The organism is Sporolactobacillus sp. STSJ-5, assembly GCF_024385605.1.
Classification (GTDB): domain Bacteria; phylum Bacillota; class Bacilli; order Bacillales; family Sporolactobacillaceae; genus Sporolactobacillus.
On the sequence record NZ_JANFOJ010000008.1, the window covers coordinates 73,564 to 95,125 of the forward strand.

General features: G+C 43.4%; 23 protein-coding genes. 19 read left to right on the plus strand and 4 right to left on the minus strand.

Annotated elements, in window-relative coordinates; all coding sequences use genetic code 11:
- Positions 1 to 15: 15 nt before the first annotated feature.
- The 11 genes from tnpB to NOM01_RS09475 all read left to right on the plus strand — a co-directional run bounded on the left by tnpB (position 16) and on the right by NOM01_RS09475 (position 10,672).
- Positions 16 to 1,167: an IS200/IS605 family element RNA-guided endonuclease TnpB gene (gene tnpB, locus NOM01_RS09425; protein ID WP_255748262.1), complete on the plus strand. Its 1,152-nt coding sequence runs from the start codon at positions 16 to 18 to the stop codon at positions 1,165 to 1,167.
- A gap of 247 nt (positions 1,168 to 1,414) precedes the next feature.
- Positions 1,415 to 2,110 carry an AzlC family ABC transporter permease gene (locus NOM01_RS09430; protein ID WP_255748263.1) on the plus strand — a complete coding sequence of 232 codons (696 nt, stop codon included), beginning with the start codon at positions 1,415 to 1,417 and terminating at the stop codon, positions 2,108 to 2,110.
- On the plus strand, positions 2,103 to 2,420 hold the full coding sequence (locus tag NOM01_RS09435; protein ID WP_255748264.1) for an AzlD domain-containing protein: 318 nt from the start codon (positions 2,103 to 2,105) through the stop codon (positions 2,418 to 2,420). The genes NOM01_RS09430 and NOM01_RS09435 overlap by 8 nt, the downstream gene beginning before the upstream one ends.
- Before the next feature lie 91 nt (positions 2,421 to 2,511).
- Complete coding sequence (locus tag NOM01_RS09440) at positions 2,512 to 2,637, plus strand: putative metal homeostasis protein (RefSeq protein ID WP_255748265.1); 126 nt, start codon at positions 2,512 to 2,514, stop codon at positions 2,635 to 2,637.
- A 217-nt stretch (positions 2,638 to 2,854) separates the two neighbouring features.
- Positions 2,855 to 5,668 (plus strand): sigma-54-dependent transcriptional regulator, encoded by a 2,814-nt coding sequence (locus NOM01_RS09445; protein WP_255748266.1) that lies wholly within the window; start codon positions 2,855 to 2,857, stop codon positions 5,666 to 5,668.
- 234 nt (positions 5,669 to 5,902) lie between these two features.
- Positions 5,903 to 6,352, plus strand: coding sequence for a PTS sugar transporter subunit IIA (locus NOM01_RS09450; RefSeq protein ID WP_255748267.1), 450 nt, complete (start codon positions 5,903 to 5,905; stop codon positions 6,350 to 6,352).
- A complete protein-coding gene (locus NOM01_RS09455; protein WP_093672139.1) occupies positions 6,349 to 6,840 on the plus strand; it encodes a PTS sugar transporter subunit IIB in 492 nt (163 codons plus the stop codon). Before NOM01_RS09450 ends, NOM01_RS09455 begins: the two co-directional genes overlap by 4 nt.
- Positions 6,841 to 6,868: 28 nt before the next feature.
- Positions 6,869 to 7,669: a PTS mannose/fructose/sorbose transporter subunit IIC gene (locus NOM01_RS09460; protein WP_093672141.1), complete on the plus strand. Its 801-nt coding sequence runs from the start codon at positions 6,869 to 6,871 to the stop codon at positions 7,667 to 7,669.
- A gap of 14 nt (positions 7,670 to 7,683) precedes the next feature.
- Entirely contained in the window at positions 7,684 to 8,520 is an 837-nt protein-coding gene (locus NOM01_RS09465; RefSeq protein WP_093672143.1) for a PTS system mannose/fructose/sorbose family transporter subunit IID, read from the plus strand.
- A gap of 77 nt (positions 8,521 to 8,597) precedes the next feature.
- The gene (locus NOM01_RS09470; RefSeq protein WP_093672145.1) at positions 8,598 to 8,975 is read left to right on the plus strand and encodes a hypothetical protein; all 378 of its coding nucleotides are present in this window, start codon (positions 8,598 to 8,600) and stop codon (positions 8,973 to 8,975) included.
- Between the two features lie 440 nt (positions 8,976 to 9,415).
- A complete protein-coding gene (locus tag NOM01_RS09475) occupies positions 9,416 to 10,672 on the plus strand; it encodes an MFS transporter (protein ID WP_255748268.1) in 1,257 nt (418 codons plus the stop codon).
- Between the two features lie 61 nt (positions 10,673 to 10,733).
- Here NOM01_RS09475 and NOM01_RS09480 read toward each other — a convergent pair whose 3' ends face one another.
- Positions 10,734 to 11,054, minus strand: a complete 321-nt coding sequence (locus tag NOM01_RS09480) for a helix-turn-helix domain-containing protein (protein WP_255748269.1) — start codon at positions 11,052 to 11,054, stop codon at positions 10,734 to 10,736.
- A gap of 119 nt (positions 11,055 to 11,173) precedes the next feature.
- On the opposite strand from NOM01_RS09480, the gene NOM01_RS09485 reads away from it, so the two are divergent.
- From NOM01_RS09485 to NOM01_RS09520, 8 genes are all read left to right on the plus strand, one after another.
- Complete coding sequence (locus NOM01_RS09485) at positions 11,174 to 12,163, plus strand: asparaginase (RefSeq protein WP_255748270.1); 990 nt, start codon at positions 11,174 to 11,176, stop codon at positions 12,161 to 12,163.
- 55 nt (positions 12,164 to 12,218) lie between these two features.
- A complete protein-coding gene (locus tag NOM01_RS09490; RefSeq protein ID WP_255748347.1) occupies positions 12,219 to 13,040 on the plus strand; it encodes a YitT family protein in 822 nt (273 codons plus the stop codon).
- 1,167 nt (positions 13,041 to 14,207) lie between these two features.
- A complete protein-coding gene (locus NOM01_RS09495) occupies positions 14,208 to 14,798 on the plus strand; it encodes a TetR/AcrR family transcriptional regulator (protein WP_255748271.1) in 591 nt (196 codons plus the stop codon).
- A gap of 48 nt (positions 14,799 to 14,846) precedes the next feature.
- Positions 14,847 to 16,052, plus strand: coding sequence for a YhgE/Pip domain-containing protein (locus tag NOM01_RS09500; protein ID WP_255748272.1), 1,206 nt, complete (start codon positions 14,847 to 14,849; stop codon positions 16,050 to 16,052).
- A gap of 44 nt (positions 16,053 to 16,096) precedes the next feature.
- On the plus strand, positions 16,097 to 17,002 hold the full coding sequence (locus NOM01_RS09505; RefSeq protein ID WP_255748273.1) for an alpha/beta hydrolase fold domain-containing protein: 906 nt from the start codon (positions 16,097 to 16,099) through the stop codon (positions 17,000 to 17,002).
- A gap of 210 nt (positions 17,003 to 17,212) precedes the next feature.
- Positions 17,213 to 17,497, plus strand: a complete 285-nt coding sequence (locus NOM01_RS09510; protein WP_255748274.1) for a type II toxin-antitoxin system Phd/YefM family antitoxin — start codon at positions 17,213 to 17,215, stop codon at positions 17,495 to 17,497.
- Positions 17,481 to 17,750 (plus strand): type II toxin-antitoxin system RelE/ParE family toxin, encoded by a 270-nt coding sequence (locus NOM01_RS09515; protein ID WP_255748275.1) that lies wholly within the window; start codon positions 17,481 to 17,483, stop codon positions 17,748 to 17,750. The genes NOM01_RS09510 and NOM01_RS09515 overlap by 17 nt, the downstream gene beginning before the upstream one ends.
- Positions 17,751 to 18,441: 691 nt before the next feature.
- Complete coding sequence (locus NOM01_RS09520; RefSeq protein ID WP_255748276.1) at positions 18,442 to 18,756, plus strand: hypothetical protein; 315 nt, start codon at positions 18,442 to 18,444, stop codon at positions 18,754 to 18,756.
- Positions 18,757 to 18,884: 128 nt separating this feature from the next.
- On the opposite strand, the gene NOM01_RS09525 is transcribed toward NOM01_RS09520, so the two are convergent.
- The 3 genes from NOM01_RS09525 to NOM01_RS09535 form a co-directional block, all read right to left on the minus strand.
- Positions 18,885 to 20,030 (minus strand): YhgE/Pip domain-containing protein, encoded by a 1,146-nt coding sequence (locus tag NOM01_RS09525; RefSeq protein ID WP_255748277.1) that lies wholly within the window; start codon positions 20,028 to 20,030, stop codon positions 18,885 to 18,887.
- A gap of 71 nt (positions 20,031 to 20,101) precedes the next feature.
- Positions 20,102 to 20,746 (minus strand): TetR/AcrR family transcriptional regulator, encoded by a 645-nt coding sequence (locus tag NOM01_RS09530; RefSeq protein ID WP_255748278.1) that lies wholly within the window; start codon positions 20,744 to 20,746, stop codon positions 20,102 to 20,104.
- A gap of 148 nt (positions 20,747 to 20,894) precedes the next feature.
- Positions 20,895 to 21,497, minus strand: coding sequence for a TetR/AcrR family transcriptional regulator (locus tag NOM01_RS09535; RefSeq protein ID WP_255748279.1), 603 nt, complete (start codon positions 21,495 to 21,497; stop codon positions 20,895 to 20,897).
- Between the last annotated feature and the right edge of the window lie 65 nt (positions 21,498 to 21,562).

Below are 21,562 nucleotides of genomic sequence, written 5' to 3' on the forward strand. Positions count from 1 at the left end.
AAAGGAGGAACGGCTGTGCTCATCCAAAAGGCGTTTAAGTTTCGGCTTTTCCCTACGGAAGAACAAGCCGTTCAAATCAATAAGTCCATTGGATGCAGCCGGTTTGTCTACAATCATTTTTTAGACTGTTGGGAAAAGACCTATAAACAAACCGGGAAGGGCTTAACCTATAACACCTGCAGTAAAGCCCTGACGCAGCTCAAAGCCGAGCTGCCTTGGCTCAAAGAGCCGGATAAGTTTGCCTTACAGAATAGCTTAAAGAACCTTTCCAAGGCTTATGACCGGTTCTTTAAAAAACAAGCCAAGCATCCTCGCTTTAAGAGTAAAAAGAATCCGAATCAGGCGTATAAGACCTGCTTCACCAATCGCAATATTGAGGTGACGGATCAAACAATCAAACTTCCTAAACTGGGCTGGGTGCGTTACGCCCGCTCTCGTCAGGTGAAAGGACGCCTTTTATCTGCCTTTATCAGGCATGTGCCGAGCGGCAAGTATTTTATTTCGCTCGTTGCGGAAGCGGAAGTAAAAGAACATCCGAAAACCGGCAAAGCAGTCGGCATTGACTTAGGTTTGCTGGACTTCATGACTTTGTCTACCGGAGAAAAAATCACCAATCCCAAGTTTGGGCGTTCCATGGAACAAAAGCTTCGCTGTGAGCAGCGAAAGCTGTCTCATCGCTACGAGGGAGCGAAAAAGCGAATCCTAAAACAAAAGAATCTAACCTTAATGGATGCGCGCAACTATCAGAAACAAAAGATTAAGGTTGCTCGTCTTAAAGAAAAAATCAGTAACCGTAAGACAGATTTTTTACATCAATGGTCCACGAAACTGGTCAAAAATCACGACCAGTTGGTGGTCGAAGACCTCAACGTCAAAGGGTTACTAAAAAACCATCATTTAGCCAAAACCATTAGTGAGGTCAGTTGGGCAGAATTTGTGCGTCAACTCACGTATAAAGCTCAATGGTATGGCAAAACACTGATAAAAATAGATCGCTTCTTTCCCTCTAGCCAGAGGTGTGCCACTTGCGGGCACCAGGATGGAAAGAAAGCGCTCCACATCCGGAAATGGGACTGCCCGCAATGCGGGGCTCACCACGATCGAGATGTCAATGCAGCTCTCAACATCTTGCATGAAGGGCTAATAAAGCCTTCAATTGAGGGCTGAATAAAAGCTAAGAACCGTCGGAACGACGGGGTTCGCCTGCTCAAAGAAATGAGCCGCTACCCAATGATAAGTCGTGTTGGGCAAGCTTATTGTTCGCAGGAACTTTTGATTGAGAGATCAGAAGCCCGCGACTTTAGTCGTGGGAGGTTCACGTGGTGATTATATTATAATGTACAATAAGTTAATTTTAGTATACTATTTTCAGATAATATTCACACGGAAAAAATAGAGAAGCGAGGGAATGAAGATGCTTCATCGAAAAAAGTCGGCGTTGAAAACAGCGGGCGCGGAGGCACTGCCGCTGGCTATTGCGATTGCTGCCTATGGCATGTCCTATGGTGTTCTTGCCACGCAAGTGAACTTTACTTTGCTTACGACCGTTGCTATGTCTGTGTTTGTGTTTTCCGGATCTGCTCAGTTGGTTGCAGTGGCAATGCTGGCCGGTGGGGCAGGGACAGCGAGCGTTCTGCTGACCGTTATTTTACTGAATCTGCGCAACCTTCTTTATGGAGCGGCATTATCGGAGGGGCTTGCACCCGCGAAAAAATGGACACGCCTGCTCGCTTTCGGTATATCGGATGAGCCGTTTGTCTTAGCGAGCGCGCGCTTCAAGAAAGTCGGCCCGGATCCTTTTTATTTCGCTGTCGTTGCCGGTATCTTTTACATTGCGTGGATCCTTGCGGCACTGTTCGGAGCGCTCATCGGCAATCAGCTTGATCCGCAGAAATGGGGTCTTGATCTCGCTTTTCCGGCCACATTCGCTGCTCTGCTTGTTCCTGGATTGAAAGGTAAACCGGTCATTGGTACTGCGCTTGCCGCGGTGATCCTTACCCTTGTCATGGAGTTTATCAAGCCGGGTAATGAGCTCACAATCATTATGATCGGCCTTCTCGCGCCGCTTGTCGGACTCTATTTACATAGAAGGGGGCGCACGCATGCTTAATCAATGGTTTCTGATCGGCGCGCTTGCGCTCGTCACCTACTTGTCTCGTGTGATCGGTCTCGAATTTATGTCACGCTGGAAAATGAACCCGACGCTTCGGCTGTACTTCAATTATGTCCCAATCGCGATCATAGCGGCACTTCTCGTGAAGCAGATCGTGCTGCCTTTTCATGGCGGCTTAACTCTATCGATTCCTGTGTTGCTTAGCTGCATCGGCACGGCTGTCATGATTCTGCTGACGAAACGTTTTCTGCCTTCGGTCATTGTCGGCGTAGTGATCGGCGTGCTGTTCCGATATTTCTTTTCCTAACATATGGTTCGCACCTTAACTCATTGCGTTTTGGCTAAATTTACGCTAATATAAATCGTAATCATTACTATTTATATTAAGGAGGAACCTCATGGCAAGCAAAACTGAACTTTCGAGTGCGCGCAGGGAACTGAAAAGTCCTAACAAAAAGACGCATCGACGCGCACTCAAGATGATTAAGCAGATGAAACAATTGAAAAAAGGACTATCCTTTTAACGAATCGTGCCGTATCAGTAACGACGCATGTAAAAAGGCGAACAAGTTATTGAACCAAAAAAATAAGAACATGCCAAGTAGAAAAGACGATCTGTATCTTCATTTTAGACGATGCCGATTGTTTTTTCTTTTTATAAAAATTCGCATGAAAGCGTTTTTATTATATAATGAAGGAAAACATGTCAATCATGAAGAATTATTCAGAGAGGTGAACCTAATGGGACGGCGACGTGAAAGAATTTATAGTGAATTAGCCAAACGATGCGCTCAGTTTGATAAAAAGGCGCTTATGAAAACCTCAGGGATCACAGCTTCCGACCTTGCCGAGGTTCTTGACATTATGCGCAGCAATGTCAGTTCAGAACTGAATGAGCTGGTCAGAGAAAAGCGTGTCATCAAATTTGTTACTCGCCCGGTACTGTATGTACCGGCTGAGCTCATACGATCACAGTTTGGTGATGTGATCAGAGAGTATGAGGTAAAGGCTGCTTCTCTCAAGGAATTATTGAATCAAGAGAATACTCACGATAAAAATGAGGATCCCTTTTCACATCTTATTGGTGCAGATAAAAGCTTGAAAAATAGCGTGAAGCAGGCAAAATCGGCAATTGTATATCCGCCGAGAGGTTTGCATACGTTGATTCTTGGCCCCACAGGTTCCGGAAAAACGTTGTTTGCGCATATGATGTATAATTATGCGCAATCCATCGGCCGAATTAATGAGAAAGCACCGTTTGTCGATTTTAACTGTGCGGATTATTATAACAATCCTCAACTGCTAATTGGGCAGCTGTTCGGTTATGTAAAAGGTGCGTTTACAGGTGCGGCACGTGATCAGGATGGACTAGTCGCCAAGGCAGACGGAGGTATTTTGTTTCTTGATGAAATTCACCGTCTGCCCCCGGAAGGACAGGAAATGCTGTTCTATTTTATGGATACCGGCCGCTACAGTAAATTAGGCGAGACGGGGAATAAGCGAGAGGCACATGTTCTGATTATCGGAGCGACGACTGCTGATCCGGAATCGGCACTGCTGCAAACCTTCTTGAGACGAGTACCGGTCATGATCAACATTCCGAACTTCCAAAGCAGAAGTATAAGCGAACAAATAGAGCTGACTAAATTCCTGCTTTCCAGAGAAGCACATCGCACAAGCCATAAGTTTCATGTAAGCTCCGATGTGATCAAGGCACTGATCGGCAGCGTCACCTTTGGAAATATCGGCCAACTGAAATCGAATGTGCAACTGATCTGCGCGCAAGGATTTCTCGACAGTATGAATAACGACTTTGTCCAGCTTGATGCAAAAATGCTGCCGGCGGAAATGCAGGAAGGCTTGCATCGAATCTCGCATCAGCCTCAAATCAACCAGCAACTGAATAAACAGCTCCCGCTATTTCTCATTGTAACCGGAAGCAAGGATCCATTGCTTACTGACATCGATCAGTATGAACCGCCTTTTGATTTATACAAAATGATTTCGGGAAAATACGATTCACTGACACAAGAAGGCTTGTCCACGCACGATGTGCGCAAGTTTATTGCCGAGGATATTAAAGATCAGGTGAAGAAATTTTATCAGAAGACAGCGAAAGATATGTTGACGGCGGTTGTGGATCAACGGATTCTGGGACTCTCGAAAGATCTGGAGGCAATCTGCACACAGGTACTTGGCGAACACTTAAGCAGTCAATTTGTTTCCCTATTATCTGTCCACCTTTCTTCATTTCTTGAGCATCCGTTGCGCAAAATTGACTGTTCTCCCGATGTGAAGCAGACGATGTTTACCTATGCGCAAAAGGATTATGAGGCGGCTGGGAATATAGCAAAACTAATTGATGAGCGGCTTCATGTGGAACTGCCTGAGGTAGAGATTATTTATATTGCTTTTCTGCTTGGTTCGTTCGTTGAACTGTCGCAGCAGCGCAATGTCGGTATCGTTGTTGCAGCGCATGGTCCGCATACGGCAAGCTCAATGGTAAGCGTTGTAAAAGAATTGATGGGGGATTATCCGATTGAAGCCGTGGACATGCCGCTCAGCTTGAATTTCGGCGATATCTTTGAAAACATCATTCAAGCTGTTCAATCCGTTGATCAAGGTGCGGGCGTCTTAATGATGGTCGATATGGGATCGCTTTACTATTTTGAAGAAAAAATTGCGCATGGTGCAAAGGTACGTGTCAAAGCGATCGATATGGTATCGACACCGATGATTCTGGACGCAGTTAAAAACGCCAACTACCTGCATATGGACTTAAAAGGAATTGTTGATTCACTCTTCAAACTGCGTCAAACGGTTGGCATGGAACGACAAACGACGAACAGTCTGCGTCAAAAAGCCATTTTGACCATCTGCACGACAGGAAGCGGTATCGCAAAGCGAATTAAAAATATTGTCAGCATGTATATTCGCAATATTACGGATGAAGAAATCAGTGTGATTCCCATCTCTATTGAAGGACTATATGACGTAGCACAGAGAATGCAGACGAAATATGATATTGTTGCGAGTATCGGCGCGAAGAACCCCAAGCTTGAAGGTGTTCCTTATATTACCCTGTCTCAATTTGTCGGCGGCGAAGGACAAGAAATACTCCAATCTATTTTAGCGGGGAAATCTCTGCCAATTAAGGATAATCCATCGCATGTTATTGTTAAAGGCGTTTGTGAAGACAGTTTGCAGGATATGCTGATGTATCTTAACCCAAGACGAGCAGTCGCAGCCATTCTTGAATTTAATGATGCAGTAGAAAAAGCGCTGCATCTTCATTTTAAAAATGCGACGCAGATCCGCATCATCATGCATTTGGCCTTCGCACTCGAACGTGAGGTTGCACACACACCGTTGAAATATGAAGGCGAGCTGAGCAGCGAAAAGAAACAGCTGTTTCATCAACTGGAGAAAACGCTAGAAGTGCTCAACTTCAAATTAAATATTCAACTGAGTGAAGGCGAATTTTATTATTTTATTGATATGTTGATTGATGAATTGGGGAAAAACGTATTATTTGCTCGTACTTCACAAATCTAGTGTGTTATTTTGAGTACCGTTCAAAACACAGTGTGTTGTTTTCGACGATTTCAATGATTAGTGAGTTATGAAACAGAACAGTGTATTATTTTTGAAATTTAGTGTGTTGGTTTTTGGAAGCATAATAGAAAAAACGTTTATCAGAGCCTATTTACGGCTCTTTTTTTTTAAAACACAAAATTGGCACGATACTTGCTTATATAAAAGTGTACAGAGAGAAAGGAGGAGAAAAAAGTGGTCGCAATCGTTATTGCTACACATGGAGATCTTTCAGATGCGTTAATGGGCACTGCTAAGATGATCTTCGGAACTATTGAAAATGTTGCTCAGGTCACATTTAAACCAGGGGAAGGTATTGAAAATCTGCTCGACAAATATCAGGCAGCCAGTGAAAGCTTGGAAGATGATCACATTCTGTTCCTTGTCGACCTGTTTGGTGGGAGCCCTTACAACGCGGCGAGCCGCTTTGTTGCAAGAAAGGAAAATATGGATATTGTAACCGGCGTTAACCTTCCGATGTTTGTGGAAGTTCTCGGTAAACGCTTGGCCGGCGGAACGCTTGAGGAACTCGTACAAACAGCCAAGACTGCCGGAGCGGACGGTATTAAATCATTCAAAGAAATTTTTTCACATCAAACATTAGCAAATAGTGCCAAAGAAGACGAGGGAGATGAGTTAGGATGAAAATTAAATGGTTACGTATTGACTCACGATTAATTCACGGACAGGTGGCAAACAACTGGGTAAACCATGTGGGTGCCGGAACGATCATTGCAGCAAATGACAGCGCTGCCAAAGATGATTTGAGAAAAACTTTGCTTCTGCAGGTAGCTCCGGGACGAACAAAGTCCTATGTCATGACGATTGATAAAACAGCGCGCTGCTATAAGAATCCATCCTATGAAAATTTGGATGTACTGCTGGTTGTTGAAACGCCTAAAGATGTACTTCGCCTGATGGATGCTGGTGTGGAAGTCACTCAGGTGAATGTCGGAGGAATTACCTTTAAAGAGGGCATGACGTTAATCTCTGAAGCAGTATCGGTCAGCCCGGAAGACGTTGAAGCGTTTAAAGAGTTAGACAAACGTGGTGTTAAGCTGATTCTTCAACAATTGCCGAACACAAACGCGTCTGACTTTATGAATCGGCTGAAAAGCAAAAATCTATTATAAAAACAAAATAGAGGGAGGGTTTTAGACTATGAATACCATGCAATTTATTTTAGTTATTCTTGTAGCACTTATCTGCGGGATGGCGAGTGTGCTCGATGAGCGCCAATTCCACCGCCCAATTGTCGCATGTACACTCATTGGACTCGTTTTAGGAGATTTGCATACCGGTATTATTCTAGGTGGTAGTCTTGAATTGATCGCACTCGGCTGGATGAACGTTGGTGCCGCAATGGCGCCGGACGCAGCACTAGCCTCAACAATTTCAGCAATCGTTGTTATTGTCGGTCACCAATCCATTGGTGAAGGAATTGCGATTGCTGTACCGCTTGCTGCAGCAGGCCAAGTATTAACCATTTTTGTTCGTACGATTACTGTGTTCTTCCAACATCAAGCCGATCACTTTGCGGCTGAGGCAAATTTTCGAGGGGTTGAATGGTGTCATATAGGAGGCTTGTTCCTGCAGGGCTTACGTGTTGCCATTCCAACTGGAGCAGTAGCTGCAATTGCCGGAACTAGTCTTGTCAGCCAGTGGCTGGATGCCATTCCTCCGGTCGTTACACACGGCCTGCAGGTTTCCGGCGGATTCATTGTTGTTGTCGGGTACGCGATGGTTATTAACATGATGAAGGCACGTTCGCTGATGCCATTCTTCTTCATTGGGTTTACCCTTGCTACATTTATGACAGGCATCAACCTTGTTGGTCTCGGTATTCTCGGTGCATGTGCCGCGGTTGTCTATGTTCAGTTGAACCCGGATTTTCATGACTCAATTAAAGCTCCAGCTGCTGCCACAAATGTCGGATCCGATGACGACGATGTATTAGGATAAGGAGGGTGAAAAAAATGACAGAAGTGAAAAAAGTAGAATCGTTAACGAAAAAAGATATCATCAGTACTTATTTTCGAAGCACATTTATGCTAGGTTCCTTCAACTTCGAACGTATGCAAGCGATTGGTGTCGCGGTGACAATGATTCCGGCGATCAAACGCTTTTACCATAAAAAAGAAGATCAGGCCGCTGCGTTGAAGCGTCACCTTGAATTCTTCAACACGACGCCATGGCCGGCATCAGCAATCTTTGGTGTTACCGCTGCTATGGAACAAAAAAAGGCAGAAGGCGGCGACATTGATGAAGCCGCAATTACCAACGTAAAAATCGGTTTGATGGGACCGCTCGCCGGTATCGGTGATCCAATTTTTTGGGGAACGGCGCGCCCGATCCTTGCAGCTCTTGGCGCTTCGCTTGCTATGAGCGGAAGTATTCTCGGACCGCTGCTCTTTTTCTTCGGAATTAACATCATCCGTATGTTGACGAGATGGTACGGATTTAAGGTCGGTTATACTCAAGGTACGGACATTGTTCAAGACGTTGCCGGCAACCGTCTTAAGAAATTAACGCAAATGGCTTCTGTACTTGGTTTGTTCGTTATGGGATCACTGGTATCAAAATGGACCAGCATTAAAATGCCGCTTGTTCTTGTATCGTACAAACAAGCAGGGAAAGTCGTTGACACAACCATGCAGGGGATTTTAGATTCACTGCTTCCAGGTCTTGTTGCCTTACTGATGACTTTCGGCTGCATGTGGCTGCTCAAGCACAAAGTCAATGCGATCTGGATCATCTTCGGTATGTTTGCAATCGGTATTCTCGGATACTGGGCTGGTATCTTCGGACTGTAAGATGGCTGATACGGTTGCGCGTCACTTGTGCATGATTCATTCATAACTTTTTTGTAAATCGGCTAGGAGGGATTTCGATGTTTAACAGCTTGAAAGCATTTCTACATCCAAACAATAGACCTGAAGGCTATGTGTACAGTTCTTCAAAGTGGGTGACGATCCTAATGGTGATCGGTATCCTGCTCTACACAATCACTGACGGGTGGGGAACCTTGGTCGCCTTATCGCTTGCGGTCGCCTTACTGATCGGACGATACATGCTGGCCAAACAAGCTGCAGGAGATTTTCTTGATATGCACCAAGCCAAAAAAGGCTACGCGAAAACAAGAAATAAAGATTATCTGCGCTTTATTAAAGCCCGCGGCGAGCAGATGCTCAATGACAACAAGGTACTCACGAAAGCTGCCAAGGAAGAAATTCATCAACTTCTAGCCTATGCAGAAAAATATCTCTGATTCTTGCAGCCGGTGACGCTGCCAATATAAGAATAAAAAACGTGAAGGAGCTTAGGTTCCTTCGCGTTTTTTTGCACTCGAATGGCCAAAAGAAGCGCATGACGGAGTACGATTCACCTGCGATTCTATAGAGCGTATACATATCAATTAAACGTTTACTTAACTAATGCTTTCCTAAGCAGTGCTTGTTCCCTATGCGCAGAAGCGGTATTATATTCTAAGTTCCAAATCTAGAGGTGAGAAAGGTTTATGAAGCTGACTTTATCCTGTGTGCGCACATTGATTGCTGCTAAAAACGGGAGATTTGCGCCCTTTTTTAAGCAGCGATTGCGGGATAAAGCATGATCAATGTTCACTTTTGAAGATCAGGGCCAAATCAGGCGGGTGGGTTCACCAACATGCCGCAATCGCAAAAACACGAGCGATGCGGAGGATGGATCATGAACGACCTGATAAAAAATAAAAATTTTGTTTCACTCTTTTTTGGACGATTAATCTCCAATATCGGTGATAGTCTCTATTATATCGCTGCGATGTGGCTTGCCTATAATTTGGGCGGCTCCGCTTTCTACTCGGGGCTTGCCGGCTTTTTGACGCTTCTCCCGGAATGTCTCTCCTTTTTAGTTGGTCCGATTGTGGATCGGATGAATCTGAAAAAAGTGCTCGTCATTCCTTCGCTTTTTCAAGGGATGCTTCTTTTGCTTGTCCCCATTCTATACATGACTCATTTACTTACGGTTACCGGTGTGCTGATCATCATGCCCTTGATCGCTTTAATTGATTTATTTCCTTATCCTGCCGAAGGTGCGCTGATTCCAAGATTGGTGAAGAAAGAGCAACTGGTTGCGGCAAATAGTGTGATGAGCTTTTCCTATCAGGGAACGGATCTGATCTTCAGTATGTGCGGCGGCTTTCTGATTTTGTTCACTGGCGCGGTGAATCTGTATCTTATTGACACGTTTACTTTCTTTATTGCGGCAGCATTTTTTGCGACCATACGTTTAAAGGTGTCGAATCAAATAGCACAGCCTTCATTTAATTTTTCGTCTTACCGGGCGGATTTGGCTGCTGGGTTTCGCTTTGTAATGCAACCTTTGAATCTCAGCCTGTTGCTGCCGCTTTTGGGTATAAACTTTTTCTTAAGTGCCGTACTCGCGGCCCTGCCGTCGTTCGCAAATCAGCTAGGCGGCCCGGGGAAATATGGAATTCTGCTCACCTGTTACACATTGGGATTTTTGCTTGGAACGCTGACCTCATCCTTTTTATCTCGAAAAATGACGATGGGCATAGCACTGATTTTCGGTTATGCCGGGTCCGGTATCATGTGGCTGCTGGCTGCGTGGGCAGCGGATCGTTTCTTTATGCTTTGCTGCGTTTTTATTGTTTTGGCTAATTTCCCGGTCGGGGCAACGAATATCCTGTTCAGTACTTTTTTCCAAGTGATGCCGCCTCAGGACATGATCGGACGTGTGTCTGCGGTTATCGAAACGCTGATTGCGGCCGCAATGCCGCTTGGAGCATTGTTCGGCGGCATAATCACACCTTGGCTAGGCAGTACGCCTCTGTTTCTCTTTCAAGGAGGGGTTGTTCTGGTCACGTCGCTGATTTGGATATTGAATAAGAAATTGCGGCAGATTCCAAGATTGGAAGAACTTAACGGTGGATCGGGTCACAAGTTGTCCGACATACCCGAATAAAACATGGACAAATCACGTGATTACGGAGGAAAAATGGGAGCTGGTCTTTTGAAGAAAGAGATTAATCGAGGTTACGCCTCACTTTAATAAATGCAACGATTTCTTTTTGTTCCTCTTCTGTGAGTGCTTCCCCATCAATAATTAAACAGCAGTTCGCTTCTTGGGGTTGGTCGAGATGAATGTTTGGTTTATAAGGCCGATCAACTAATGTATCTAGAGAAGTCTTAAAAAAATCAGCTATTTTAATCAACGCGTCAATCGGTGGCTGACGGTAGCCGGTTTCATAGCTGGCGTATGTACTTTTAGCGATTCCGAGAATATCGGCCATGTTCTGGATCGTTAATTTTTTTTTCTTTCTTAATGTAATTAATTGATCAAGCATCCGAACACTCCCCCAGTAGTCAGTTTACCTCTAGATACACGTATAGTAAACATTTTGTTGAAAAATATGGAGAAAAAGTTATAATGATCGTATAAAATACACAAGACGAGGAATTATTAATGAAAAAAATTTTAGTTCTTGCTACAGGGGGAACGATTGCCTCAACGCCTCATCAGGATGGTTTGGCACCGGGCATGACCATTGATCAATTGGCCGGCTATTTTGAGCACAATTCGGATGTGTCCGTTGATTTTTGTGTGTTAATGAATAAGGACAGTACCAATATGCAGCCGGAAGACTGGCTCACTTTGGCTAAGACTATTGATGAACAACAGCATCGCTATGACAGTTTTATTATCACACATGGTACGGATACCATGGCCTATACGGCAGCAGCATTGTCCTATCTGCTCCATGGACTGAAAAAAACAATTGTCATTACCGGTTCGCAGGTTCCGGTCAGTTTTAAGCGTACCGATGCCAAGAAAAATATTAAGGATGCACTGACGTTTGTGCAAAAGGCAGATCTTTCCGGTGTATTCATTATTTTTGATGGAAAGGCGATTCTTGGGACACGAGCAATTAAAATGAGAACAAAAAGCTACGACGCATTTGAAAGTATAAATTATCCATATATCGCTTCGATTGACGACACAAAGATTCATATTCAGTTCAAACCAAAAAACGATACAGATTCATTTTCCCGGAAAATCGATATCTGTCCGGATGTCTTTTTGCTGAAAATTTTTCCGGGACTCTCGCCTGCCTTTTTCGACTTTCTTAAGAGTCATACAAAGGGCCTGATTATTGAAAGTTTTGGAAATGGCGGTCTGCCCTTCGAAAAAAGAGATCTGGTCGCTGGGGTCAGAAATTTGGTGCAGAAGGGAATACCCGTGGTTATTACGACCCAATGTCTTGAAGAAGGCCAGAACATGGACCTTTATGAGGTTGGAAAACGGGTCGAAGAGGCCGGCGGGATCACAGCCGGTGATATGAATACAGAAGCGATCGTTGCGAAGCTGATGTGGATTCTCTCGCAAACTACGGATCTATCGGAAATCAAAAGAATGCTTCAGACACCGATCGCTCATGATTTGGATTATATTTAAAGCTTAAGGGAAGGCGAGTACAATTAAATCTTCTTTTTTTACGATCACGATCATAATTATCGGCTCGATTCTGTACGGTATCGGCATTAATTGGTTTCTAATTCCGGCCAATGTTTATTCGAGCGGATTCGGCGGTTTGTCCCAACTGATTGCAACAACCGTACACCAGTTTTATCCGGCATTATCAATTTCAAATATGGTCGGTGTGCTCTACCTCGTGTTTAATATACCTGTGCTCGTTTTGGCATGGCATGCACTTGGGCGGAAATTTGTCAGCTATACAATACTGAGCGTTATTTCATGCTCTGTTGCGCTTCACTTTATTCCAAACATTGATTTTTCATCCAATGTACTTTTGAATGCCATTTTCGGCGGCATTTTTTGTGCGTCCGGGGTTGCCCTGACGCTTCGATCAGGTGCGTCAACGGGCGGGCTCGATGTGATTTCGCTGGTTATGATTCGGAAAACCAATTTTTCATTTGGCCGGATCAGCCTGAGCTTCAACGTGATGATCACGGTCATTGCCGGGATTGCCTTCGGTGTAGAAAAATCGCTGTATACATTGATCAGCTTATATACGAATGCCAAAGTTGTCGACACCATTTATACAAGCAAATTCAAAATACAGCTCACGATGGTCATCGATGGAGACCGTCTGGATACGGTTAGGAGCCTCGTTCTAAAGCATACGAAACACGGCCTGACCTATACCGAGGCAAGAGGCGGCTACACCGATAATAAAAAACAGATCATTTATACCGTGATTACACGCGATGAACTTCCGCAACTGGCGGCACTCATCCATCAAGCCGATTCCTCATCATTTATCACCATTCAGAATGTTGGCGAAGTGAAAGGCAAATTTTTAATGCAGTAGCCGTTCGCTCCTTTCCTTAGAAAAGACGGCCATTTCTGAAAGGATGACTTCTCTTTTAGAAAATATACGATTTCTGCCTTGCTAGTATGAAGATATGGTCATAAGAGGCTAATTCCCAATCCGTTCTGATCGGTTGAGCGATTAGGTAGGCATCTGATCTGATAAATAGACGGAGAAATTCCGCTTAATTAGAAAATAAGCGAAAAAAAAGCTTGAATAGACGGAAAAATTCCGCTTATCGAATCGAAAAACGTGAAAATGGAGAGTTTTGTTTTGCATAAGCGGAAAAATTACCCTTATTTACCGGCGAATAAGTGCTATGGTGCATATAAACGGAAAAACTCCGCTTATTTTACTCGATACTTAATTAAGGATCAAGATGCTTTATAAAATAGAACTGTCAGTTCAAGTACAAAGCTGATGATTAAAAACCGCATTTGGAACAAGGGAGCTTTCGTATGTAAAAAAATTTTCGCAAACTACGTATACGTCCTGTATGCAACGCGAAAGCCACCGCATTCTGCGGAAGTAAGGACCGGGCGCTGTCTGCCCGGTTTTTTTGACAAGGAAAGAAAGTATATGATTTTTGCCAAAGCCAAAGGTTGTGAGCCAAACGCGCAGGTGCGAGACTCCTGCGGAGCGGTTCTGTTGATCGCAGGCCAGGGGAGACCCCGCAGGTATTAGTTTGCTTGAGGAGGCTCCCGGACTGCCCACGGTCGCGCTCAGTTGATGCGAGCAACCGGAGCGTAATCAAAATCCGGCATGATTTAAGGACCGGGCGCTTTTTGTCCGGTTTTTCTTACAAGTAAAGAAAGTATAAGATTTTACCCCATATTTAAACGAATAAACCAGTGTCTTGACCGAGAATCAAAGCGGAGGTGCGAGACGCCTGCGGGATCAGCGTGCCAGCGAGACCCCGCAGATTTCTGCTTGTCTGAGGAGGCTCGCGGTGCGCCCGCGGTCGTGCTCTGTTGATGCGAGCAACCGAAGCGATGATTCAACACTGTAAAGACACAAACCAATCACACACGGCTGGAGATTAAAGACCGGGCGCTTTTTGCTCGGTTTTTCTTAGAAATTTTTTTCTAATATAGGCGTTGCAAAATAAATCAGTTTGCCGTATGATATCAATGCAAGCAATCACTTACATTGTGGGAATGATAAAAAATGGTCGATGCAAATCAAACAGCTGAAAAAATCATTGCGGCATTTCTTGAATTGGTCCAAGAAAAAGGATATAAAGGGACGACCACACGCGCCATTTCAGAAAAGGCTAATGTCAATGAAGTGACGATTTTTCGCCATTTTGGAAATAAAAAAGGCATCATAAAAGCAGCGGTTCAAACTTTTTCAAGCAGAATGCAATTATTACCGATCATTGAACATGATATGGCTTGGGATTTGGAAAGTGATTTACTCACCATTGCAAAACTGTATCACAGCTTCGTTACCAAATATGAAGCATTGATTTTGATTGGTATCAGAGAAACCGTAGATTTTCCTGAGATCAATGAAGAGGTTGCGCAAATTCCAATCAAATTAAAAACGATTATTATTAACTACTTATCCGAGATGAAAAAACGTGGAAAACTTGCAGAAAAGATTAACATCGAAATTCAGGCGATGAATTTCATTTGGCTTAATTTTGGCTATTTTCTTACCCAAACACGGTTTAAGGATACGGAATTAAAAATTCCAAAAGAAACTTTTTTTAAAGAGAGTATTATCTTTTTTGCTGAGGCTCTTAAAGCTCAGTAAAATTTTTTAAAATATATGTAAGCAAGTACTTGCTTTGGAGGCGTTTAGATGAATGTAGTTAGAGATTTCTTCAAGATTAAAGAAACAAAAATAGGACTCGCTGCAGGACTGTTATTTTTAATTTGTTTTTTCGGTGTTTGGATGACGGTATATCAGAATATAGATGATCGCTCCGATCAACTCCATGTCGCTTTAGTGAATCAGGATTTGAAAATGAGTCAAAAAGAGGTAGTCACATTAAAGAATAAAATACCTTTTAAGGTCCATGTGTATCAATCACTGAATCATGCAAAATCGGTAATGAATAAACATAAAGTCGACATGATCATGGTTGTTCCTAACAACTTTACGAAGCAGATATCAAGCAACAAACGAGCAGAACTGCACTATTATATCAATCAAGCGAATTCGAGCCTGGCAAAGCAGATCATGAATCAAGCATCGGATAAGATCACTCAGTCAATGAACCAGAAAATGTATGCATTAAAGCAGCAAGTAGTAAACGAAAAAGCAACTGCGGCGATCAAGCAGGGACTTCCGCAGCCTCAAGCAGCACAGCAAGTAACAACCGTATTCGATAAAGCGATTCAGTCGCTGAATCTGAATACGGTCACGTCAAAAGTGACGAAATCAAACAATGTTAAAGGCTTTCCTGCCTCTGTTCTTCCACTATGCATTGTGCTTGTCTCCTATGTAGGCTCGATGGTCATGCAGATGAACATTTATGCAGCTGTCACTAAGCTGCGCAAAAAATATAACAAGTGGCGCGTCTATTTGGCTCATGTGGGCATTAATTTAGCAGCTGCAGTTGTCTTAGCGGCGCTCGTAATGCTTGCTTTGCAGATTTTCGATTTTAACCTGCATGTGAATGGATTTGGTGTGTTTCTGTTCCAAATATTAAGCTACTTTTCATTCATGAATTTGTCGCAAATGTTCCTGTATGTGCTCGGATTTGCGGGAAACGCGATCAATGTGCTGGGTACACCGATGCAGCTGATGACTTCCGGAGCAATTATTCCAAAGGCAGTACTCGCACCGTTTTATTATAAAATCAGCTTCTTATATCCGGCAGCCTATGTGGCGAACGCCTATTACCTTTTTGTGTATGGTGGGACCGGTCTTGGGCATGATGTGCAAGCTCTGTTTGTGAACGTGGTGGTAACGCTGGTCGTATCTGTACTAGCCGTGACGGTTCAACGTAATCGCGTGGAAAATATCGATCGTAAAAAAAGAATTCTAGAGTTAGCGGAATAATCACGCGTGACGGATCAAATGATCATATAAAAGGGGGAGGTTTATTGGAGAAGAACAAAGAAAGTATGCGAAGCAAGCTGGTTAAAGCATTGCTCAGAATCGTGCAAATAAAAAAGGATTGGCAATTAACGAACGATGACTTAAAGAAAACCATTCGAAAAAAACGGTTAGCTGAGAATTCTAACCCTCCCAAAAAGGTATATAAAGCATGTACCATTGAACGAAAAGATAGTGACGGCTATTGTTATTATGTCATGAAACCAAAAAAAGGGTCGGGACAAAAACATATTTTCTATTTGCATGGGGGCGGCTATGTATACGAAATTAAGTCGATGCACTGGGTGTTTTTAAGCAAGCTGGTCGAAGCCTTGCAGTGCACGATCACGGTTCCGATTTATCCTTTGGCACCGGAGCACCATTATCAAGACGTTTTTGATCTCATTGCTCCGCTTTATGTTCAAATTGATTCGGAGACTGAGTCTCAGGATCTCGTGATTATGGGTGACTCCGCAGGTGGCGGTATGAGCTTGGTACTTGCTCAGCAGTTAAAGGATATTGGGTTGCCGCAGCCGGGAAATATCGTTGTCCTCTCTCCTACATTGGATATGTCAATGAGCAATCCGGAGATCGGTGCCGCGGAGCAGCTTGATCCGGTGCTGGCGGCTCCTTCGCTTAGGCAAATAGGGAAGTGGTATGCGGCAGATAAAGATCCGAAAGATGAACTGATCAGTCCCATATATGGCAGTTTTGAAGGACTTGGCAAAATCAGCCTGTTTACCGGGACCCATGATCTGCTCAATCCTGATGCCCGCAGACTCAAGCGGATGCTCGACACGCAGGACATACGTATTAACTATTATGAATATCCGTCCATGATCCATATATGGCCGCTCTTCCCATTGCCTGAAGCAAAACAGGCAATCGAACAGATTGTTGCTCTTTTAAAATAATGGTGGATCATAACGAATTAGCGAAAATCAGTCCCGCAGAATAATGCGAGACTGATTTTTGTTGTACGAATATTAGAGATCTATGTACGAAAGCGGATCAGTGCCAAGTAAATGCACTTTTTAACTTAATCAAGCTTCTTTTAAAATGAAAATTTTTATAGATATATTATGGTATAATATATCTATAATTATGCTACGGAGGCAGATCCAATGAACATAAAGCCATCGGCTGCAATACGAAATAATTACAATGAAATTGCTGAATTGTGCCGGGAAAGCGGCGAGCCAGTTTATTTAACGAAAAATGGTGAGGGCGATCTTGTGGTCATGGACATTGACGCATTTTCAAGACGTGAACAGATGCTGCGTTTGAGAGAACATCTCATTGCTGCGGAAGAGGAACGGTTAAACGGTAAATCGGGGTATTCCATAGACCAGACGGTTTCACTGATGCGCCAGGCAGCTGATGAGGTTCGCAATGGGAAACAGCAGTAGGCGGTATTCGATTGTTATTTCCGAGCAGGCACTGGAAATGCTTGTTTCACATACGCGATTCCTCGCCAATGTAAACAATGAAGCGGCAGAAAAATTAATTAAAGCATTTGAACGTGCCGCAGAATCTCTGCAAATCAGGCCAGAGCGGAATCCATGGCTTGATGACAAAAATTTGCCAATTAATAAATACAGAAAGATCGTATTTAGCGGCAATGAGCCGAGAACCAGGTATAGTGCGGCTTTTTGTTCTTAACATTTTCAAGGATATACTGTATAATGAAGTCAGTTAAAGCGAGATTAATTGCAATACATAAGGTTAATTACATTGCCTTGTGTATATAATAAAAACGGCAGTTACCTGTGTTGTCGCACAGGTAACTGCCTAGGCTTTAGAAGCTGCTTTAAGAGCAGCACATCACAAGTGTAAAGCTATCACAAGGATAACCGCTACAATGAGTGTCGGCTCAGAGCGGTTATTTTTTATCCCTTGTGATATGGTCAAGTAAATTCAGCACAAAGTTCATACTCATAAAGAGCAGCCCAATGATGCCAATCACAGCCATAACAGCAGACAAGGATAAAAGCGCCTCCTTCCGTTCTCTGTCGTCTACGGGAGACACTACGAGTAACAGGGTGTGACACGCCGCCCTTCAAGCCGATCTATTGCCTTGTCCTCATTATACAATATATTTTCCCATTCGAAGTATTGCGTTAGAAAAATTCCCTGGCATGGTGTTGTCCGAGAATATTATATTCTTTCGTCATTATAAATCCGTGAACCAAGCTCCTCATCTAGAACTGCTATTGAACCACGATTAGAGTCATTAAAATAACTTTGGAAATTTCCGGATCGTTGCCCAGCGAAGATATCATTTCTCATATACTTTTCCCAGCCTCTATTTTTTTATTATTCTGTATAATACAATAGATTGTGGGAAGATCTTTTGGAAAAAAATGATAGTTATCAACACTTATTAAAAAGGCTTTGTAAAGCTCGAAATATTTCTCCGCGAAAGCCAAGATTTGAAAATATTGAAGACGTAGTCGTTATTCATGTTAAAAATCATTTGAAAGAAGGCGTAGATTTAGAATGTGTAAAAATTTTAAATCTCATCCATCAGACAATTCCTTTAGGAATAAAATACAGTGAACTATTATATTTGTATCCGGGCGGGAATCGTTTAGACAGAGTAACAATATCTTTTGACAAGGATGATTATATGCTATTAAACAAAAAACTAGAGAAAGGAGATCTTTGAATAAGTCATGCACGCTCTCAAGTAAATTGCTTGCATCGTAATTTTAACCTCTATATAACTTTAACTTATGTAGCACAAAACAAAGATGAGGCCATCCCTTTTGGACGGCCTCATCTTATTTATTAACTTTATACCGATTTGAGTTTCTTACGTCCTTGCCACCATCCGGCACCGAGCACGAGGATAAGTGCGCCGATTCCGATATACCCGAGAATTGAAGCCATTGTCCATAGATCTGCTTTTGCGCCGAAGTAGAGCACATCTTTGATCGTCTCCATACCAAAGCGTACCGGCACCCAGCTGTGAATCCAGTAGCGGAAGAAATGGTTCAGCATTTCTGGTGGGTAAGGGAGCAGCGGTGATCCGAAGAACCAGATCAGAATAACAATTGGCCACCCTTTAAATCCGAGCCAGTTAAGGACTGCCGTCTGGATCAAGTAATAAACGAATGCACTGAATGTGAGTGCCCAAATCAGGTTCGATGTGTCAGGCACATGAAGATTCATCATGCCGCTGACCACAGTGAGCAATGTGAGCGCTTGAGCGAAGGCGAGGACAAGACCTGCCAGCGTCTGACTAATGGTGAGGCGCAGTGACAGCGAGTCATTGCCCATTTTCTTGAATGTGCGCCACATAAGCAGCGAGCTGGTGAGCCCGCCGAGCCAAACGAGCATTGTCAGAAGTACCGGAGCATTACCGCCTGCGCTATGCGTGCCAACCTTATTTATCAAATGCGTCTCAGTGGTCATTGGCTGAGCCAGCACGTTCGCTTGGGCAGGACTCAGCTTCAAATGATGTGCTTCTGCGGCCTGAAGTGTTTGATCACTAAAGGCTGCCGATATTCGATTGGATACTTTGGCGAAAATCGTTTGAATAGCAGTCGCGGCTTGGGCATTCATGCCTTGGTTCACCCATAATTCAAGCTTTGCCGTTTCTGGTTTTGCGGTCTGAAGCGTCAACAACTGTTCCGTGAAATTTTTGGGAATAATGACTGCCGCATAATAATCTTTGTTCTCCATTCCTTTTTTTGCTGAATGGAGACTGCTGCGAGAAACCCACTTTATCGGTGCGTCCGATTTGTCGAATGCGTCTTGCAGTTTTTCCTTAATGACTTTTCCGTTTGGTCCCTGATCTTCATTTACTAGGGCAACTTTTAATCCTTTAATTTTTGATGTGCTCGATGGACCAAATTGAGCGAAGGAAAAGATTGAGAGAACCAAAACGACGATGACAAGATACAGCCAAAATGATTTCTGAATAAAAATACGTAGCATATGAAGCCTCCTATATATTCACTGACCAATCAGTGAATAAAAATGCAATTTAATACTGGAGATTGTTTTATTCATTTCCAGCATTCAAGCAGAAAGTCGATGTTCGCCAGAAAGTAGCGCTTGGAATCCTCACTTAATTCATGCTCACCCAAAATAAACACACGCTCAAAAAGGTAGCTCTGAAAGAGAGCACACAGTTGGCGGGCCATCAGCCGGCAGTTGAGCGGACGAAGCTCTCCGCGCTGCACACGTTCTTCAAGCAGTTCAGCAATTTGCTCAATGACTGAATGAAAGGTATCAATGATCCATGAGGTCTGTTCTTTTTTCAGCAGCGGTTGCTCGTGAAACATGATTAATAGTGCTTTTCGGTTGCTGTCGGTAGTGATTAGAGTCCACATAGAGCGTAATATTCCAACAAGCATGTCACGAACCGAATCGTCACGATTCACGTTCTGTAAGACCTGACTAATAAATTCCGCTTTGCTTTCAGTTGTTTCCTGAATGACTGCGTCAAGAATCTGCTGTTTCCCCTCTGGAAAATAATAGTACATGAGTCCGTCTGCCATGCCGATCGCTCGGTTAATTTCTTTTGTCGACGTATTGTGGAAGCCTTTTTCAGCAAATAAATTCCGCGCAGAGTCGAGCAGCTGCTTTTTGCGTTCAATGGCTTGCAAATCTCGACTGGTTAAGTTCTTCTTTCGTGTCGATCCGTTCATTGATTCATTCACCTCATGGTCAATGTTAGCCAAGTTGAGTGGGTGACGTCAAGGTAAAGGTGGCATCAAATTATATTTTCATTAACTGATCGGTCAATGAAAATATAAACGACTTTTCGCTTATTGTCAACATTTAGTTGCGATCATGTTAAGAAAATAGCGGATCAATTAATGTCTTTTTGATGTTTTCGATCATATCTGCTTCGCTGTATCCATTCTTTTGGCGCAGAAAAAGATAGATTTTTGGATTAACCGCTGCGATAAAAGTGTGAGCAGTAAAATCTGTATTGATCGGTTTCGCTGCGTTCGCCTTGATTGCTTCATCGAGCAGCTCACCAATTGTTTTGTGCATAAACAGATACGGCTTCGACTCAAAGAATGTTTTCTTTTTCCCCATACAGGACGTGAAGTTGTGAATGGTTTCAATTAGTGCAACATGAGTCTCCAGAAAATGGATATGTTCTTTCAACAAAGTCTGTAATCGTTCTTTTGCAGGCTTTGACTTTGATTTCTCTAAGTAAGAGGCGGTTTTTGCCTGCATCAGGTTGAACTGCTCATGCAGGAGCTCCATGCAAAGGTCACCTTTATTGGCGTAGCGTCGATACATCGTGCCTTGGCCCACATTTGCGGCTTTGGCAATCTGATGCATGCTGACATTCTCAACACCGTGCTGTGAGAACAAGGATTCAGTTGTTTGCAAAATTGATGCGCTTATCTCGTTGGCATCTCTGCGCTGTGTTCGATCAGGCATACAAAACTGGTCTCCTTTTTGTTAGGTTTAATCATTGTCCAAGGCCACTCTTTTTGCTAGGAGGC

Coding starts and splice junctions, on each gene's coding strand:
- NOM01_RS09435 (WP_255748264.1), top strand. CDS start 2,103: ATGCTTAATCAATGGTTTCTGATCGGCGCGCTTGCGCTCGTCACCTAC.
- NOM01_RS09495 (WP_255748271.1), top strand. CDS start 14,208: ATGGTCGATGCAAATCAAACAGCTGAAAAAATCATTGCGGCATTTCTT.
- NOM01_RS09430 (WP_255748263.1), top strand. CDS start 1,415: ATGCTTCATCGAAAAAAGTCGGCGTTGAAAACAGCGGGCGCGGAGGCA.
- NOM01_RS09515 (WP_255748275.1), top strand. CDS start 17,481: ATGGGAAACAGCAGTAGGCGGTATTCGATTGTTATTTCCGAGCAGGCA.
- NOM01_RS09480 (WP_255748269.1), bottom strand. CDS start 11,054: ATGCTTGATCAATTAATTACATTAAGAAAGAAAAAAAAATTAACGATC.
- NOM01_RS09470 (WP_093672145.1), top strand. CDS start 8,598: ATGTTTAACAGCTTGAAAGCATTTCTACATCCAAACAATAGACCTGAA.
- NOM01_RS09440 (WP_255748265.1), top strand. CDS start 2,512: ATGGCAAGCAAAACTGAACTTTCGAGTGCGCGCAGGGAACTGAAAAGT.
- NOM01_RS09510 (WP_255748274.1), top strand. CDS start 17,213: ATGAACATAAAGCCATCGGCTGCAATACGAAATAATTACAATGAAATT.
- NOM01_RS09445 (WP_255748266.1), top strand. CDS start 2,855: ATGGGACGGCGACGTGAAAGAATTTATAGTGAATTAGCCAAACGATGC.
- NOM01_RS09530 (WP_255748278.1), bottom strand. CDS start 20,746: ATGAACGGATCGACACGAAAGAAGAACTTAACCAGTCGAGATTTGCAA.
- NOM01_RS09465 (WP_093672143.1), top strand. CDS start 7,684: ATGACAGAAGTGAAAAAAGTAGAATCGTTAACGAAAAAAGATATCATC.
- NOM01_RS09485 (WP_255748270.1), top strand. CDS start 11,174: ATGAAAAAAATTTTAGTTCTTGCTACAGGGGGAACGATTGCCTCAACG.
- NOM01_RS09455 (WP_093672139.1), top strand. CDS start 6,349: ATGAAAATTAAATGGTTACGTATTGACTCACGATTAATTCACGGACAG.
- NOM01_RS09460 (WP_093672141.1), top strand. CDS start 6,869: ATGAATACCATGCAATTTATTTTAGTTATTCTTGTAGCACTTATCTGC.
- NOM01_RS09535 (WP_255748279.1), bottom strand. CDS start 21,497: ATGCCTGATCGAACACAGCGCAGAGATGCCAACGAGATAAGCGCATCA.
- NOM01_RS09500 (WP_255748272.1), top strand. CDS start 14,847: ATGAATGTAGTTAGAGATTTCTTCAAGATTAAAGAAACAAAAATAGGA.
- NOM01_RS09475 (WP_255748268.1), top strand. CDS start 9,416: ATGAACGACCTGATAAAAAATAAAAATTTTGTTTCACTCTTTTTTGGA.
- NOM01_RS09525 (WP_255748277.1), bottom strand. CDS start 20,030: ATGCTACGTATTTTTATTCAGAAATCATTTTGGCTGTATCTTGTCATC.